Origin of the sequence: Propionibacterium sp., from assembly GCF_047719395.1 — a bacterium.
GTDB lineage: Bacteria > Actinomycetota > Actinomycetes > Propionibacteriales > Propionibacteriaceae > Propionibacterium.
This window is the reverse complement of sequence record NZ_JBDNTB010000023.1, coordinates 1-16,051: the sequence shown is the minus strand read 5'-3', so window position 1 is coordinate 16,051 and position 16,051 is coordinate 1. Positions and strand designations below refer to the sequence as shown.

The 16,051-nt window shown below is 62.3% G+C and carries 12 protein-coding genes; 5 read left to right on the top strand and 7 right to left on the bottom strand.

From position 1 onward, the window contains the following. Positions 1-5: 5 nt before the first annotated feature. From csb2 to ABF648_RS05705, 4 genes are read right to left on the bottom strand one after another with little or no spacing between them, the layout of a single operon-like run. Positions 6-1,502, bottom strand: coding sequence for a type I-U CRISPR-associated protein Csb2 (gene csb2, locus ABF648_RS05720; RefSeq protein WP_415631350.1), 1,497 nt, complete (start codon positions 1,500-1,502; stop codon positions 6-8). A 17-nt stretch (positions 1,503-1,519) separates the two neighbouring features. After that, positions 1,520-2,470: a type I-U CRISPR-associated RAMP protein Csb1/Cas7u gene (cas7u, locus tag ABF648_RS05715; RefSeq protein WP_415631332.1), complete on the bottom strand. Its 951-nt coding sequence runs from the start codon at positions 2,468-2,470 to the stop codon at positions 1,520-1,522. Between the two features lie 22 nt (positions 2,471-2,492). Then, positions 2,493-4,694, bottom strand: coding sequence for a type I-U CRISPR-associated protein Csx17 (gene csx17, locus ABF648_RS05710; protein WP_415631349.1), 2,202 nt, complete (start codon positions 4,692-4,694; stop codon positions 2,493-2,495). Further along, complete coding sequence (locus tag ABF648_RS05705; protein WP_415631331.1) at positions 4,691-7,114, bottom strand: helicase-related protein; 2,424 nt, start codon at positions 7,112-7,114, stop codon at positions 4,691-4,693. Before ABF648_RS05705 ends, csx17 begins: the two co-directional genes overlap by 4 nt. A 169-nt stretch (positions 7,115-7,283) precedes the next feature. On the opposite strand from ABF648_RS05705, the gene ABF648_RS05700 reads away from it, so the two are divergent. The 5 genes from ABF648_RS05700 (at position 7,284) to ABF648_RS05680 (ending at position 11,881) form a co-directional block, all read left to right on the top strand. Continuing rightward, complete coding sequence (locus ABF648_RS05700) at positions 7,284-7,517, top strand: ribbon-helix-helix protein, CopG family (RefSeq protein ID WP_415631330.1); 234 nt, start codon at positions 7,284-7,286, stop codon at positions 7,515-7,517. 6 nt (positions 7,518-7,523) lie between these two features. Continuing rightward, positions 7,524-7,799: a type II toxin-antitoxin system RelE family toxin gene (locus tag ABF648_RS05695; RefSeq protein WP_415631329.1), complete on the top strand. Its 276-nt coding sequence runs from the start codon at positions 7,524-7,526 to the stop codon at positions 7,797-7,799. A gap of 774 nt (positions 7,800-8,573) precedes the next feature. After that, complete coding sequence (locus ABF648_RS05690; protein WP_415631328.1) at positions 8,574-9,551, top strand: carbohydrate ABC transporter permease; 978 nt, start codon at positions 8,574-8,576, stop codon at positions 9,549-9,551. Then, positions 9,548-10,465: a carbohydrate ABC transporter permease gene (locus tag ABF648_RS05685; RefSeq protein WP_415631327.1), complete on the top strand. Its 918-nt coding sequence runs from the start codon at positions 9,548-9,550 to the stop codon at positions 10,463-10,465. Before ABF648_RS05690 ends, ABF648_RS05685 begins: the two co-directional genes overlap by 4 nt. Positions 10,466-10,498: 33 nt before the next feature. Continuing rightward, positions 10,499-11,881, top strand: a complete 1,383-nt coding sequence (locus ABF648_RS05680; protein WP_415631326.1) for an ABC transporter substrate-binding protein — start codon at positions 10,499-10,501, stop codon at positions 11,879-11,881. A 177-nt stretch (positions 11,882-12,058) separates the two neighbouring features. On the opposite strand, the gene ABF648_RS05675 is transcribed toward ABF648_RS05680, so the two are convergent. The 3 genes from ABF648_RS05675 to ABF648_RS05665 form a co-directional block, all read right to left on the bottom strand. Next, a complete protein-coding gene (locus ABF648_RS05675; protein ID WP_415631325.1) occupies positions 12,059-13,756 on the bottom strand; it encodes an ABC1 kinase family protein in 1,698 nt (565 codons plus the stop codon). Between the two features lie 42 nt (positions 13,757-13,798). Then, a complete protein-coding gene (locus ABF648_RS05670) occupies positions 13,799-14,383 on the bottom strand; it encodes a PadR family transcriptional regulator (RefSeq protein ID WP_415631324.1) in 585 nt (194 codons plus the stop codon). Between the two features lie 187 nt (positions 14,384-14,570). Continuing rightward, entirely contained in the window at positions 14,571-15,698 is a 1,128-nt protein-coding gene (locus ABF648_RS05665) for a hypothetical protein (protein ID WP_415631323.1), read from the bottom strand. Positions 15,699-16,051: the final 353 nt, after the last annotated feature.

Below are 16,051 nucleotides of genomic sequence, written 5' to 3'. Positions count from 1 at the left end.
AATCTTCACTCGGCGGGTTCATATCTGCCAAATCCGAAGTGAGAGAGCCCGCCCAATAGAAGGGGCCCTTGGATGGGTGACTCGAACTCCAGATCAAGAAGCACGGACCGTCTCTGCTTGCCCATGTCTTCGTGCCAGCGGTACGTACGGAAAAGCGGATGACGCCTCCCCTCAGGCTCCCTGCGGAGGGTGCAGCTCAAGAGCATCGGGATTTCGTCGCCGGATCTGTAGCGAAGCTCTGCCTCCACGTCCTCGCGTGCCAAGCTCTCGATGCTCTGGTGGCGCTTGCCTCGCCTGTTGAGGACATGCGGGGTGACAGATCGCCAGCGCTTCGTGGGGTGTTGTGGGAAGAGCCTGAGGTTGGTCAGGACCTCAGGGCCACCATAGGAAACAAGGAACAACTGGCTCTCCACGAACCCGTGGGGAGACCAATCCCCGAGACGGAGTGTCATCTGTCCACGTTCATCCTTGTAGGAGCGTGGTGGAACGAGCTCCTGTGTGGTCCGTGAGCGGAGGATGTCGAGAGCTGTGCGTTCACTCAGGCCCCCGGGATCGGGAATCCACAGATAGAGGTCGTGGATGATCCCGTTGTCTGAGTCCCAGAGCCAATGCGCATGCTGGTGTTGTTCGGGTTGTTTCTCCTCCACATGCCCCGAGAGCAGGTAACGGTCGTGTTTGCGGGCCTGTTCGCCGAGTGAATTGTGGGAGTCTCTCCCGGAATTGTTCGGGTGCCCGAGGACGCTCAGAGCTGCCTGTCTCAATCGCTCTGTCGCCAAGATGCCGTACTGCTCTCGAAAGGGGCCTTTCGATTCCAACCGCCAATGCATGGCGCGTATGGTGCGGGCACCATGAGCCTCGTGCGTAGGGGTCTCCCTCGCACCAAGAACGGCTTCGTAGGTCACCCACCGTGAACCTTCGGGGATGAGACGTCGCCCCTTCCGCATCTGCGTGGGGGAGATCTCAAGCTCCTCACGGGTTGCGGTGAGCGTTGGACACATGAGCCGTTGTGTGCCCATTTCATTGGGCAGCCAATTCTCCCAGGTCGGTGGTGGTTCAGGGACCGCGTCGAGGACTCGTGCATCCACGACAGACTCAGCTCTCCCCAAGTAGGGAAGCGAACCGACGAGCTTTTCCAGCGTGGTTCTTTGTCGTTCGGTGAGCTCAGTACTTGGCCAAGCAATGACGAGTTCCGCATGCGGGTCGACGCTCAGGAAGGGAGCCAGCGTGAGCTCGGTCAAATTCAGGCCTGTCCGCTGTTCAGCCTTGGGCAGATAGTGGCGGGTGTGTCCTGGACCGGTGGGCGGCATCCAATAGACAGGTGGTCCACTGAGCTGGAACAACACGGATTCGACATCAGCGCCGTTGATTTCCGGGTGCCTGGTGTGCCACACCGACAGCAAGGCCCGCACTAGTCGCCACGGGGATGGCGGCCACTCCGAGGTCTGGCTGTTGGTGGCGGCATCCCACGGAGTTGCCTGATACTGCCCATGCGGAAAGCGCATGAGCACGGCGACAGACATCACTCCCCCTTCTTGGCCGAGCGCTCGGACCACTGTGCGACTGTGCGCTGACCAAGTTGTCCTTCGAGCGCGGACAAGGCCGAGTTCAGACGTGTATCGGCCTCTGCCAGCGTAGGTAGTGTCTCGGCCGCCTCATCGGACAAGCGCAGTTCGCAGGCGGTACGGAGTCGGATGGTCTCGCGCCGGAAGAAATGGGTGAGTTCGAAATCGATGATTGCTTCGAGTAGTTCCGTCCGTGCCTCACCCAACCCATAGGATCTGAGCTGCTCGCGGTCGACGCTGACGAAGGCTTGAATGTTCCGTGCGGTGTATTCGATGCGCTGGAAGGGCACCATGCCGTAGCCGAGATTGGTCGCGCCGCCAGCGATGTCGACCGAGTCCTTCTTCACTCCACCGGATACTGCAGCCCTGACATCGCTGGCCTCGATGAAGCTTGTGACGGCACGTGCGATCTTGGGCTGCCAAGGCCAGGACTTCTGCGCGAAGAAGACGCCATGGATGAGCGACAGAGGGTCGAGCTCGAAGACTGCTGCTGCTAGTGCTTGCTGATCCAACGCGTGGCCCTTGTGCAGTCCTAGCCGTGCTTGGAGCCACTCTCTGCCGCTGTGCTCTTCAATGGCCGAATTCATGATGTAGGCGCATGCCAAGCGATGTGCTTCCAAACGGGAAGACGTAAGGAATACGCCGTCGGTGTCCACGATCTCCACGTATGGAATGGCATCGAACTCGGCGCGCTGACTGTTTGACGCATCGTCCCAGGTGGTGGCCTCCAGATGGTTTGCCATCGACTGGGGGGACTCCACCTGAAGTGCTTGTTCCCAATCTCCCTCTTTCTTGGGACGCTCAAACAATGCGGCCCCGAGGTTGGGGAATCCGGTGGGCTGAAATCTGCCCCCTTGGCCGGAAGTGGGTTCGAGATCAAGGACGAAGTGTTGCTTCAATTCGCTCATGAGAGACCTTCTTGTTGGTTGATTAACGACTTTCTGGAACGATTTCAGCGTGAGCAATATCCCTCAGTGGCCTACTGGATTCCGGAGCCCATAGCGCTGCTGCAAGACGTGCGCCATCAATGTCTAGCTCAGGTTCCCGGCAAGTCACAGCTGACAGCCTCCCAGAACTCGGCATCGTCAGAAGACTCCGGTTCAGGAGTGCAGTGGCATCTGCCAAGACGCCTGCCACTGCACTCCTGTCACCATAGGAAAGTTTGATCGGCCAGCCCGGATTGATTCCACGAACTCTGGGGTTCTCGCTCGCTGCCGAGTTGGGATCGATGACTCTTCCAGCAGCGAAGGGGTGAATGACAGCGAGTGAGGGCGAGGGTAAACACTGAGCAGGCGCAAGTTCGCGCATCGTGCGGTGAATGTCGTTCTCTTGGAACATGGTGGACCAGTCGAGGGCCAGCATCGCAAGAAGCGATTCTCGGAACGTCTTCTCGTCAGCCAGCCCTCGGGCCCACAAGTGCGTATCGCTCCATGGCGATCGGAGGCTGAAGCGATCCATGGTGGTGGTTCCTGCCGAGTGCACACCGTTGGTCTCGTCGTAGTGCCCTAGTCTCCAGACAAGCAGCTCCGCGAGAGTCTCATGGATCTTCCGGTGCCCGAATGAATCGACAACCGGCAATCGCCACCAGTCTCCAGTACGCACCGGTGGTCTGCCCAGCACGAGGTCAGCGAGGGTGAGCCATTCGTCTTCATAGTGGAGTTGACCGGATGCCAGTGAGGCGGCAAGTCTCAGTTCGCTGTTTCGCCTGAGGCCTTCTTTCAGAACCTCGAGCACTGCGAGTGCCGAAGGGCGGTGAGCGGTCCGCTCCACTCTTTCTCGTCCGGACATGGATCTCGAGGTAACGATCTCGAGTTCACATTCTGCCGTCAGAAGACGCAGAAGGGTTGGGTTGTCGACTGCGCGACAGAAGTCCAGATATGCTCGCCGGTAGGCGCGGCTCGCCTCGAGTTCACGCTGGGATGAGTCACTTGCTGACGGGATGAAGCTGTGGGCACGGCGTTGGATGTCGATGGCCAGCCGAATTGCGGGTTTGGTCTCGGTGCGGATTTCATCGAGTTTGACCGCTGTGAAGGCGAGACCATTCCGCTGCAAGAAGGAGAATCTGATGAGTCTGCTCACTCGACGGTCCAGACCGCGCGAATGCAGTGCCGCGTACATGTCGGCGGCACGACTGGTGGTCTTGCCATTCCACGCTGTCTTCGCCGAGGCAAAGAGGTGATCGACATCGTGCATGACGAGAGGCCGTTCCCACAGCGGTGCCCACAACTCACCTCTGCTCTGTTCCTCTGATGACCCCGGCAGAGGACCATTCGGTTCGGCCGTGACGGTGAAGGGCATGGCTGCCTGGGAACTCCGTTCGCCAAGTCGTCGTGACACTGAGGATGCAAAGAGGAGCATTCCCTCGATCATCAGTACGAATGTCCAGGGATTGGTGAGTGAGGGTGCGCTGAAGGCCGAAGCCCGGGGGCCCCCGGCGGCCGCTGGATCAAACTGCCCGACAGCGGCCGAAACAAGGCGGACGGAGTCACCGGCAAGCATTGCCTGCGCCCAATGGCGCGAATCTTCTGTGCTGGCTCCTAGTTCTGGCAAGACCTCGATGAGACGTTGCTGGAAATTGGTCGAAAAGTCGAAACGTCCGTCATTTCCCCCGGTTCCCAGCAACGGTGGAAAGGCAGGTTTCACCTTCGATGCTGTCTCATCGGCGGTGAGCACGACGGAAGCGTCCAACCACGGGACCGCCTCATCGGGAACAAGGTTTCGGAGGCGCTGGACGAGCAGCCCCTTGTCGGTGGTGGGTGTCTGGCTGCGAACACGCTGAATAGCAGTATGGGCTCGAGCGAACGCCGCCAGGCGCGGTTCACCGCTGTTGACCACTCGCATCAAGATCTCGCGCTGATTCTTGTCCTTCTCGCCGTAGCCACTCCCGCCGTTCCAAGGGCTCAGGATGGGGCTGGGCCGGTATGTGCGGACGAGAAAGTCCACCAGATCCGGGACATCGGAATCCAAGTGGAAGACCCCAGCCTCCCACCAGCAACTGGTGGCAGGCGTGATCTTTCCCCCGTCCGTAGGAGCGTCCGTGTATCCCTGGGTGGCAACGACCCTCATGAGACCAAGAGATGCCAGATAAGTGCTGAGATTATCCGGCCGAAGACCAGGAAGTCGACTGATCATAGCTGATCCTCCACTTTCGCAGTCGGAAGTCCTGCGCTGGCGCGCCAATCTGCCATGCGCACGAGCATTTCTGCAAAGGCCAATCGGAAGGGCCCCCAGGTGTCGAGTAATCCCAGGCTCATATCAGTCCATCCGTTCAGCCCGCCATTGAATCCGGACAGATCTGCCGGAACGGTCTTTGTGGTGCCAAGGGGAAGGCTGGGCAACTCAGATCCATCGGACACGCCGAGGAGCGTGAGACCGGTCTCCCCATCCGCGGTGGGGTCTTGGGGTTGAAGGCGCACCAGACCGTGATGGGCTGCGACGAGATACCGGCACAACCCATATGCGATGGCCGACGCCCCATTGGTGGCCATTTCCTGTTCCCCGTTCTCGCCGGAGAGCATGAGTGTTGAGACGAATTCATGGCGGAAGCCCTTGAGGGGCTTGCCCTGCTGATCCTTGAACATGAGGCGGCCTTTGCCGGGCGACTTCGCAAAGGGGCCAGTGATGAATTGGGGGGGTTCATTGGCTTCGAGGAGCGCGTGTTGCCAGACCGGGTGTGCCTTACCAACATCATGCAGAGCTGCGGAAACGACGATTCCTTCTGAGAGACCTGGTCCGATCAGGTTCTCCTCCTGATCGATCGCTGTAACCAGCTTCTCTGCCTGAGCGCGTGTGTCATCCAGATGCTGCTGCAGGCTGAGCCAATTTCCGCCATGTGCACCTGCATCGTCACTCACTCCCTGATTCTCAGGAACTGTGGACACGGAAATCTCCGGTTCGGTCACCGCATCAGTTGACTTCGCCTGGAAGCCCAACTCGCCATCATATCCACCGGATCGACGGTCGATGAGCAGCAGCCCTTGAGGGCTCACTCGCTCGTTCGGCCGGAGTGGGATCCACTCGCCGTCCGCCCTCGAGAAGGTCAATATGTGGGGATGGTCTTCACGCTTTCGGAACTTGGTGAGAGCCCCGATGCCGACCGGGCACCGTAACGAGTCAGGAGGCCTGGGAATCTTCGATGCAGTACGTGGCTTCTTTTCGTAGTCGGAAGTATCGACCCAAGCGACTTGGATGTCCATGTCACCGTCACTGCGGATATAGCGACGAATATCAACATCACCACTGAGGAAGTCATGATTTGTGTCAAAAAGCTCGAGCATGTCCGAACGTCGGGGGATTGCAAGGTCTGGGCTGGCTTCAGCGACAGCCATGTCATGCAGCTGGCTTCCAGTCACCTGTTGCCCCTCGAGCGTGAGCAAGGCTGCCTCGGATGCGGCGACGTCGCCGTCCTCGTAGGGGTGCTTCGGCCAGACATTGAACCACAGCAGCCTGGCTTCGTCGTTGAAGTCGCCCTTTCGATTGCACCGGCCTGCGCGCTGGACGATCGAACTCCATGGGGCAGCCTCGGTGATCAGCGTCGTGGCGTCGATGTCGATGCCTGCTTCGAGAGCTTGAGTGGAGATGACGATCCGCCCCGCAGAGGGGATCCTCTCATTCGTTGCTTGAGCGACGATGGCTCGTCGCTCGAGGCCTCGATAGCGGGAGTGAACCAGCACGAGCTCGGCGGAGAGGTTTTGCCGCTTCAACGCCCGGTAGGTGCCAACGGCCGCGTCAACCGTGTTGACCATGGCGATCGTGAGGCTCCCCGGCGCGTGGTTATTGGCGATGACATCGGCCAATTCCTTGGGCTTCTGCGCGTCAATGTGTGAAATCCGGCGCTTGGCCCAGATCTTCTTCTCGAGGAGAGGGGACCCCGGATCCTTCGGGTTGACGTTGACGCGGGTTGTCTGGGGACTCAAGGGATTGTCGACGACGTCAAGAGCTTCAGGCACGACGGTGGCCGACATGCATGTCAGACCGACCGGCCCGACGGTGCCCCAATCACGCTGGAAGCCGGCGAGCTGACGCAGGGTGGCTGTGGCTTGGGGTGCCAGCTGAACCTCGTCGACAACGATCTGTGCATCGTTGGTCGTGAGTGCGAAGTCGATCGGGTACGAGGGTCGGGCGCAGCCATAGCCCCGATTCAGTGCACGAGAGACGATGGTGTCCACGGTCCCGATCATGATCGAGGGGGCCTGGGGATTCATCCGCCAGGTTTGCAGGTCGGGAGAGTTCAAGGTGCCGCCCATGAGGACGTACACCCCGACAGTGTGGGCCATGCCGGCCCTCTCCAGGTCGTCGTGTGCCACCTTGGCGGTCTGTTCCACCAGGGTTCGCATCGGGGAGGCGATGAAGAGACGACGTGGCGTGCTGGTTCGCACCTTCGGGTCCGGATGGCGAAGTCTGTAGAGCCATGGGACGACCACCGCGTCTGTCTTTCCACCGGCGGTGGGAACGGCGATGATTTCGGGGAAACCGTGTTCAGCGATCTCTCGTTGGAACGGATAGGGCTCCGGCTGTCCGGTGACGTGCCGGAAGAAGTCGTCGAAATCCATGGTTGTCTCCACAAGAGGACTCAAGCACCGGGGTGTGACAAAACTGGGAAGGCACCTCGGCGTGTCATCCTGGTCCGTTCCGAGGAAGGCTGGTCCGTTCCGAGGAAGGCTGGTCCGTTCCGAGGAAGGCAAGGGGTTGGAGAGGGTAGCCGCGTGGCATGATGTAAATATGTCTACAAGCGTCGTAAGTGTGCGACTCCCAGCCGATCTCAAGCGTCGTCTTGATGCACTCAGTTCGTCCACCGGCCGGCCCGCCACGTTCTACGTGCGCGAGGCCTTGGAAGAGCATCTGGGCGAACTTGAGTATGCGTACCAGCTGCGCGGGGAGGTCGAGGCGATCCGGCGCGGGGAACTCGCCACGATCGACAATGACGCGCTGAAGGCTGAACTCGGCATCGACTGACCAGCCATGGAATCCCAGCGCGCTTGGTCGTTACGCTATTCACCACGTGCCGCGAAAGCTCTCCGCAAGCTCGATCACACTGTCGCCCGACATATCGTCACGAACTTGGAACGTCTTACGACACTCGATGAGCCAACCGCACCGTGCAAGGCTCTGTCTGGCCCACTCACTGGCCTGTGGAGACTCCGCGTGGGGGACTGGAGGGTCATCCTCGATATCGACCGGGCCCAGCTCAGCATCGTCGCCGTTGACATTGGCAACCGGTCCACAATCTACACGTAGCCGCATCAGCAGGTGGGACCTTGACCAATCGCCCAGCGATCTGGATGGTGACGAAGCTTGCAACTCGACGGCCGTGTCCTCCTGGCTCGGGTCACCTGGACACGACGAATCACGAGAAATACCGATACGCACACGGGCATGGATGGTGCCCGAGGCGTGCGGCCATACCCGCGGTTTCCCAAACACCCACTCCGGACCCGAAGTTATCTCGATAGATGGGACACGAATCACTGTCGTGAAAGCAAAGCGTTCCGCTGTCGCATATACCAAGATGGTCGTTGAGGTTCTCGTAGCTGGTGCTCATGACTGCCTCCTGAAGTTGCGTGCCGCGGATCTGGTGACTATCGGCGTTGGGGGCAACCTAGCACAGGATGCACGAACTGATGGTATGAAGTGAATGTGTCTCAATTACACACATACCAATCAAGATGATCCCTGCTCTCTACGTCCTCTGAGCGCTTGTTGGACGCGGCTAGGCTGGATCGGCCGGGGCTCAATTGAGGCATTGGTATGTGTGCAATGTCATTTGGCCAGCAGCTGGCTTCCCCGGCGCCCGGCCAGCTTCATGAAGCTGGCTGGGCCGCGCTCGGGCGATCGCACGAAGCGCGCCGTTGCGCTTCCGCCCAAGTTTGACGTCCCCACATTCCACTCACCTCACTCGTTGCCAACCGGTAACTCACCCGTCATCTTTCCAACACCAGCCGGACACCCTGCCCGCCTAGCGTCGACGCGTTGACAGGACATGGGGTGTCCTGACGTGCGGAAAGGACGGTAGTGGCGACGATCGAGGCTGGCCTCCAGGATCGCCGAGCAACGCTCGCAAGCGAGCAGCGCTCGGCGGCGACCGATGACAGACCGCAGAACAGACATCGGGGGAGCAGGCGCAGACGGCGCGAAGCATGGCTCTTCGTCGCCCTGGTCCTGCCGAATGTCGCACTCATCGCGATGTTCATCTACCGGCCCATCTTCACCAACATCTACTACTCGCTGCTTGACTGGACGCTCGGCTCCGACACCGCCACCTTCATCGGGCTCGGCAACTATGTGGAGTTCTTCACCGGCGGGGAAGCAGGCCAGGTGCTCGGCACCACGCTGATCTTCACCGTCGCCACCGTCGGCGGGTCGATGCTGATCGGCCTGCTGCTGGCTACCGTGCTGAACCGCCGTCTTGTCGGGCGAGGCGTGGCGCGGGCCACCGTGTTCGCGCCCTATGTGCTGTCCGGCGTGGGTATCGGGCTGGTCTGGTCATTCATCTTCGACCCCACCATCGGTGTGCTGGCAGCCATCCTGCGAGGTTTCAACCTGCCCGTGCCGCAGTGGTTCCTCGACCCGGGTCTGGCACTCACGATGGTCATCATCGTCTATGTCTGGAAGAACCTCGGTTACTGCGCAGTCATCTATCTGGCTGCCCTGCAATCCATCGATCGTGATCTTCTGGAGGCCGCCGCCCTGGATGGCGCCAGCGGATTCCGCACCTTCTGGTCGATCGTCTGGCCGCTGCTGTCCCCGACGACCTTCTTCATCCTGCTCACCACCATGCTGTCGTCCCTGCAAGCCTTCGACCTGATACGCATCATGACCCCGCTCGGGCAGGGCACCACCACCCTGATGTACGACGCCTATCTTCAGGCCTTCGGCGGATACAACCGCGCCGGATATTCCGCAGCCATCTCCACGATCCTCTTCCTGATCCTGGTCATCATGACCGTCTTCCAGATGCGCTTCCTCGAGCGAAGGGTGCACTACGCATGAGCCTGCTGCTCACATCGTCCAAGCGGGCCGGCGGAACCGACCGTCGCCGCAAGCACCACGAGCACGTCGACGAGTCCATGGTCGGCCCCAGCACTCCGGTGCGCACCTTCTTCGGCGGCTATCTGCCGCTGGTCGTCATGACGCTCATCATCGTGCTGCCATTGCTGTGGATGGTCCTCGGCTCGTTCAAGCAGCCCGGCGAGATCGTCTCCCAGACCATCAGGTGGTTGCCGCACCAGCCGAGCTGGGACGCCTACCTGCGCGCCTCGCACCAGGTGAACTTCCCCCGGCTGTTCATGAACTCGGTCATCGTCACAGCGGTGGGCGCCGGGATCAAGCTGTGCCTGGCGGTCACCAGCGCCTATGCACTGGTCTTCCTCCACTTTCCCTTCAAGAGAGTGATCTTCCTCGGCATGCTGGCTGCCCTGATGGTGCCCCCGCAGGTGTCGCTGCTGCCGAACTATGTGTTCATCGCCGGTCTCGGCGGGGTCAACACCTACTGGGGAATCATCCTGCCCGGTCTGGGCACCGCCTTCGGTACCTTCCTGTTGCGCCAGCACTTCATGACGCTGCCCTCGGAGGTGCTCGAGGCCGCCGAGATGGACGGTGCCGGGCACCTGGGCAGGCTGATCCGGATCGTCGTGCCCATGTCGACGCCGGCCATCGCGACGGTTGCGCTGGTCACCATCGTCGACGAGTGGAACAACTACATCTGGCCGCTGGTCATCACCAATGACGACTCGAGGATGACCCTGCCGGTGGGTCTTACCCTGCTGAAGAACATCGAGGGCGACCCCAGCTCCTATCCGGTACTGATGGCCGGGGCCGTGGTGGTCATCCTTCCCGTCCTCATCGTCTTCCTGTTCCTCCAGCGATACATCGTCGCTGGTCTCACCCAAGGTGCCGTCAAGTGAGGGCACCCGAATCTCGGAGGAGAAGCACCTGTCATGAATGAGTCCCCCACGCGGCGAACCCTGCCGCTGAGCCGGCGCAATCTGCTCGGCCTCGCGGCACTGGGCGCCGGAGCCGCCGCGCTGTCCGCCTGCGCCGGTCCGTCCACCGCGAAGAGCGATTCCCAGAGCGCATCGGCTGCGCAAAACAACGGCCCGGACTTCAACGGCGTCACGCCCGCAACGACCATCACCTTCTGGTCGAACCACCCGGGCAACTCCGAGGACATCACCAAGCAGATCATTTCGAAGTTCAAGGACGCCTCCGGGATCACCGTCAATCTCGTCACCGCGGGCAGCACCTACGAGGACGTGGCCCAGAAGTTCCAGACCGCACAGGCCGGCGGGACCCTGCCCGACATCGTGGTGTTCTCCGATGTGTGGTGGTTCCGCTACTTCATGCAGGACTCCATCATCCCGCTGGCCAATGCCCTCAAGGCCGCCGACGTGGACACCTCGGACTACCGCGATGTACTGCTCGCCGACTACCAGTACCAGGACGGCCAGTGGGCAGTGCCCTGGGCGAGGTCGACGCCGCTGTTTTACTACAACAAGAAGGATTGGGCTGCTGCCGGGTTGCCCGACCGGGCGCCCACCACCTGGGCTGAATTCGCCGATTGGGCGCCGAAGCTGCAGTCCGCCAATCCCGGTGCCCAGCACGCCTATGAGCACCCGGCACTTCCCGACTACGCGGGCTGGACTCTGCAGAACATCCTGTGGGGATACGGCGGCGGCTGGTCGGCCAAGGACAGCTTCGACATCACCTGTGACACCGATGCCTCGGTGCAGGCCCTGCAATATGTGCAGGATTCGGTGTACAAGGGCAAGTGGGCAGGTGTCGCCTCCAAGTCGGCCACCGACGACATGACCGCGGGCGCCTGCTCGTCCACGCTCGGCTCTACGGGTTCCCTGGTGGGTATCCAGAAGGCCTCCGCCGGAAAGTTCGACGTCGGCGTGGGCTTCCTGCCCGGCGGCCCCGTGACGGAGTCCCCGGTGTGCCCCACCGGCGGCGCCGGTGTTGGCATCCCCAAGAAGATCCCGGCCGCCAACCAGCTGGCTGCCGCGAAATTCATCGGCTTCCTCACCAATCCCGAGAACACCGTCGCCTTCTCAGCGGCCACCGGCTACATGCCGGTGCGCAAGTCCGCCGACACGAGCTCGCTGCTGGCCAAGAACCCGCTCATCGGCACCGCCATCAAGCAGCTCGACGTGACGCGAACTCAGGACTGGGCGCGAGTCTTCCTGCCCGGCGCCGACCAGGAGATGGCCAAGTCGGTCGCGCAGTTGCTCACCCAGCAGGCCGATGTGAAGACGACCATGGGCACCCTCAAGTCGACCCTGCAGAACATTTACAACACCCAGGTGAAGTCGCACGTCTGAGTTGTCGAGCAGGCCGACGCTGCCCAGGGCAGCGTGATGGGCTGCGATCGTGCTGAACCATGCATGATCGCAGCCCTTTCGGGGCTCTTCGTCCATTCGTGGGCCGGTGCCCATCCATTCCGAACGGTTCGGCCCGGGGACCATGTGGTCGGCATCCCCGCGAAGGGGCGGTGAGCCTCACTCCGGGGGCAGCCGCCCGTGACCACCCAGCAGGGCCTTCGACAGCGGTAGTACCGACACCGCCATGAGCAGATGACCCCACAGCGGCTGGTCGGCCCGCAGCAGGATTCCGCCGACCAGCAGGCCGGCGAACAGGATTGCCGAGATGACCTGTCCCAGTGCTCGCTCGATCCGTCTGACCAGCACATTCACAGTGGGAGTCTGGACGCTGAGCTGGCCTCGCTCCATCATGGTGAGGACGCGCTCGGCGCGGCGCGGCAGAGACATGCTCGTGGTGAGCAGATTCTGCGCCTCGTCCAGGACCAGCGCCGTGCGTGAGCCGCTCCCGCCGACCACCAGCTCGTGGGCATAGGGCTCCACGGAATCCCAGATGTTGTAGTCGGGGTACAGCGCCGTGCACAGTCCGTTCATCAGGGACGCAGCCCGGATCAGCAGCAGCAGATTCTCCGGCATCTGGAAGGGCATCGACCGCATCAGCTCGCGGAACTGCTCACCGAACTGCGCGAACTCGCGTGGATCGATGGTGCGCATGTCCGCCAGGCTCATCCCACCGAAGCGATCGAAGAGCTGGGATATGGCGCGCTCGACCAATGACAGGTCAGCGGAGGGCAGCAGCATGTCGAGTTCCTGCATGCAGCGCAACAGCCGGTGCCCGTCGCGCATCCCGACGGCGATGACGACATCCTTGAGTGCACCTCGCAGATTGTCGGGAACCTGACCCATCATCCCGAAGTCGATGAAGGTGAGCTGCCAGTTGCGTCCCACCTCCTCGCGGAGGCCGGCGGGAACGGGCGTCACGAACAGATTGCCCGGATGCGGATCGGCGTGGAAGAAGCCGTCGTCGAAGACCTGGGAGATGTAGCAGTCGGCCACCGCGAAGGCGACCTCTTCGGGGTCGATGCCCTTGGCCTCCAGAGCCTCGTCGCTGCTGATCTTGATCGCGCTGACATCGGACAGCGTGAGCAGCCGGCGGGTGCTGCGCTCCCAGACGACTGCTGGGCTGGTGACGGTGGGGTCCTCGGCGAAGTTCGCCGCGAAGTGCTCGGCATTGGCAGCCTCGTGGAGATAATCGACCTCCTCGCCGGTGGAGCAGGCGAACTCCTCGACCAGTGCCGGAACATCGGTGCGCTGCGCGACGGCCTTGTAGTGCGAAACCCACCCCGCCACCCTGCGCAGCACCGACAGATCCACCTCGATGATCTGCTCGATTCCGGGGCGCTGCACCTTCACCACGACCCGGCGGAAACCCACATCGGAGGTTTCCGATTCGTTCAGCCGTGCACGGTGCACCTGCCCCAGCGAGGCTGCGGCAAGGGGCTCGGGGTCGAACCACTCATAGGCCTGCCCGAGCGGCATGCCGAGCTCCGTCTCGGCGCGGGCGCGAATGTCGTCGAAGGGCACCGGCGGTGCCTCGTCCTGCAGGCCGGCGAGCTGTTCGGTGACATCGGCGGGCAGCACGTCCAGCCGCGTCGACATGAACTGGCCCACCTTGATGAGCAGCCCGCCGAGGTCGGCTGCCAGGTCGTGGAAGTCCGCCGCAGCGCGCCTCAGCCGTGCCTCGCGCCCGCGTGCACTGAGGCGCCCCAGCCCGAGCTTGGGCAGTACCGCATCGAAGAACAGCAGGCGGACGAACAGCCTGGCGAAATAGCCGAGGATTCGCCGATATCGGGCACGCAGTTGCCGGTGGCTGCTCATGTGACCTCCGCAGCGCCCGGCCGGGTGCCGGCACGCCCGGTCTCAGTCTTGCGCAAGGATCGTGTAGATCTTGCGGCGTGCCTCGTCGATGACCTCGGTCACGGCCTTCACCTGCACCGGCGAGCCACCGCGGAGCACCGGACCGATGGCTTGCGCCAGGCGTGCGGCGGCTTTCGGCAGCACCAGCGACTCCGGTACCTCCTTTTCGGCCGCGGTGGCCCAGGGGGCGGGCTTTCCCTGCGAAGCCTCCGCCTCCTCGCGGCCAGCGTCGGTGAGTTCGTACACCTTCTTGCCATCCGTCTCGTGGGACGTGACGAGTCCCTCATCGGCCAGCATCTGCAGCGTGGGGTACACCGAGCCGGCGCTCGGCTTCCATGTCCCCGCGCTGCGTTGCTCGATCTCATGGATGATCTGGTAGCCATGCATCGGCTCATCGGCGAGCAGAGCGAGGATCGCCGCGCGCACATCGCCGCGGGATGCCCGCCCAGGGCGTCTGCTGGTGAGCCTGCGCATCTGCTCGTCAATGCTGTCCAACCAGAAGAGCGGATTGGGCTGCAACCCGCTCGTGGATTGGCCGCGCCGCGGCCCCGACGAGCCGGAACCGGAGGGAGTGGAATATGTACTCATGGCGGACTCCTTGGAGCGATGTGGTGGCTGCCTGCCAACAGCCACAGCGTCTACCGATACTTGACGATACGTCGCTCAGGCACTGCCGGGTAGACCCGGCCGATCGAAGCCCGGTTCCCGCCCCCAGTCCATTGCCTCATGTCAGCCGATCTGGCCGTTGCTGCACTTTCGGGCGAGGCGATGACATTCAGGCGATCGGATGGCGCAGCCCGGCCAGAGCAGATCCCTGCCAGATCTGTGCGGTGATCTCGCCAGGACGCACCGCAATCACCTCGCCGCCGTTGTTCAGCACGATCACTGCCAGCCGGGACAACAGGTCATACCCGGTGTCGGTGAACACCACCTTGCCCGTCGAGTCGTCCAGGGTACCGAGGATGTCCTTGGTGAAGTCGTAGAACAGCGTTGCCACGGCGCCCGAGACCGCCGCAGAGGCGATCGGCTCGAGTTCGGTGACGGCAAGACCCGAAGAGACGCCATGACCGATCGAATCGGCCTGGGCATTGTGGGCAGCCGCGTTGATGGTCTCAATGTGCTTGCGGACGGAATCGTCGATCTGGTCGGGACGCAACTTGTCGGGCGCACCGTTGATGGGCACGATCTTCCAGGGCAGATGTTCCGCCTGGATCATTCCGAGCAGTGGTTCGGTGGCGAACACGAACAGCGGCAGCTTGGCGTTCGGGTCGAGTTTGCCGAGTTCGGAGCGGATGGCATCTGCAACCACCCTTGCGTAGCGCTCCAGCAGCACCTTCTTGCCCTCGTCCCCGCCGAGTCGCTTCAGCAGGCCACGGTCTCGGATGGTCATCCGGTTGGTGGCGTCGGCGGCATCAGCCGCGTACTTCTCGCTGAGCTCCAGCTCGGTGGCCCGCGTGGTGGCGCTGGCCGACCACAGATTCCAGCCATTTGCCGACAGCGTCAGAGCGAGCGCGTCTTGTGGGGAGGTGACCGCCCTCACGAGCTGCCCGAGGTCGAAGTAGTCGCCCACCTGGGTCTGCGCCTCCAGGCGGTTCGGCAGCACGAAATCCTCGGTCAGGTCGGCAGACAGCAGGATGACCAGCGAATTCGACAGATTTCCCCACAGCGTGGAGTCCTCGGCGATGCGCTCCCACTGCGCCCGGATCGCGTCCTGGTGGACGCGGCTTGTCCCATCGGCACGTACCGTGCGGACGGCCTCGTCCACCGCGGCCTTGGCTGCCGTGAAGGCTTGCTGGCGACCGGAGGGCGTGGGGGAAGTGGGCAGATAGATGGTGATGGCGTTCTCATGAGGCTCGCCGAGTGCAATCAGATCGTCGATGCTGGGGAGGTCATAACGGATCACGAGAAAATCCTTCGCTAGGTCGTTTCAGTTCCGATGCGGGCGGCGCAGAAGCTGTCGATGCGCGGCACCCATGCCGGCGCAGGACGGCTGCTGAGACTCCGACTCACTGCTTGCAATTTCATGGCATCCACGCCCGCTGCATGTGACCGCGGCGCGAAAGGTGCCTCAATCGCTTTGAACGCTACCACCGGCATGGTGCATGGATTCGGGCTCGAGGTGCGCCTTCGCGGTGGCTGTCACCAGTCGTGCTGGAGAAATGGGGGGGGGGGCCCCCCCCCCCGGGGGGCGGGGGGAGCCAGCGTGGTGGGGGTTAACACAAAAAAATGCAGTTAATTACACACAAGATAGGAGGG

What these genes read in the sequence shown, in the direction of transcription:
- csb2 (WP_415631350.1), bottom strand. Translation starts at nt 1,502, where the DNA reads ATGCGCTTTCCGCATGGGCAGTATCAGGCAACTCCGTGGGATGCCGCC.
- cas7u (WP_415631332.1), bottom strand. Translation starts at nt 2,470, where the DNA reads ATGAGCGAATTGAAGCAACACTTCGTCCTTGATCTCGAACCCACTTCC.
- csx17 (WP_415631349.1), bottom strand. Translation starts at nt 4,694, where the DNA reads ATGATCAGTCGACTTCCTGGTCTTCGGCCGGATAATCTCAGCACTTAT.
- ABF648_RS05705 (WP_415631331.1), bottom strand. Translation starts at nt 7,114, where the DNA reads ATGGATTTCGACGACTTCTTCCGGCACGTCACCGGACAGCCGGAGCCC.
- ABF648_RS05700 (WP_415631330.1), top strand. Translation starts at nt 7,284, where the DNA reads ATGTCTACAAGCGTCGTAAGTGTGCGACTCCCAGCCGATCTCAAGCGT.
- ABF648_RS05695 (WP_415631329.1), top strand. Translation starts at nt 7,524, where the DNA reads ATGGAATCCCAGCGCGCTTGGTCGTTACGCTATTCACCACGTGCCGCG.
- ABF648_RS05685 (WP_415631327.1), top strand. Translation starts at nt 9,548, where the DNA reads ATGAGCCTGCTGCTCACATCGTCCAAGCGGGCCGGCGGAACCGACCGT.
- ABF648_RS05680 (WP_415631326.1), top strand. Translation starts at nt 10,499, where the DNA reads ATGAATGAGTCCCCCACGCGGCGAACCCTGCCGCTGAGCCGGCGCAAT.
- ABF648_RS05675 (WP_415631325.1), bottom strand. Translation starts at nt 13,756, where the DNA reads ATGAGCAGCCACCGGCAACTGCGTGCCCGATATCGGCGAATCCTCGGC.
- ABF648_RS05670 (WP_415631324.1), bottom strand. Translation starts at nt 14,383, where the DNA reads ATGAGTACATATTCCACTCCCTCCGGTTCCGGCTCGTCGGGGCCGCGG.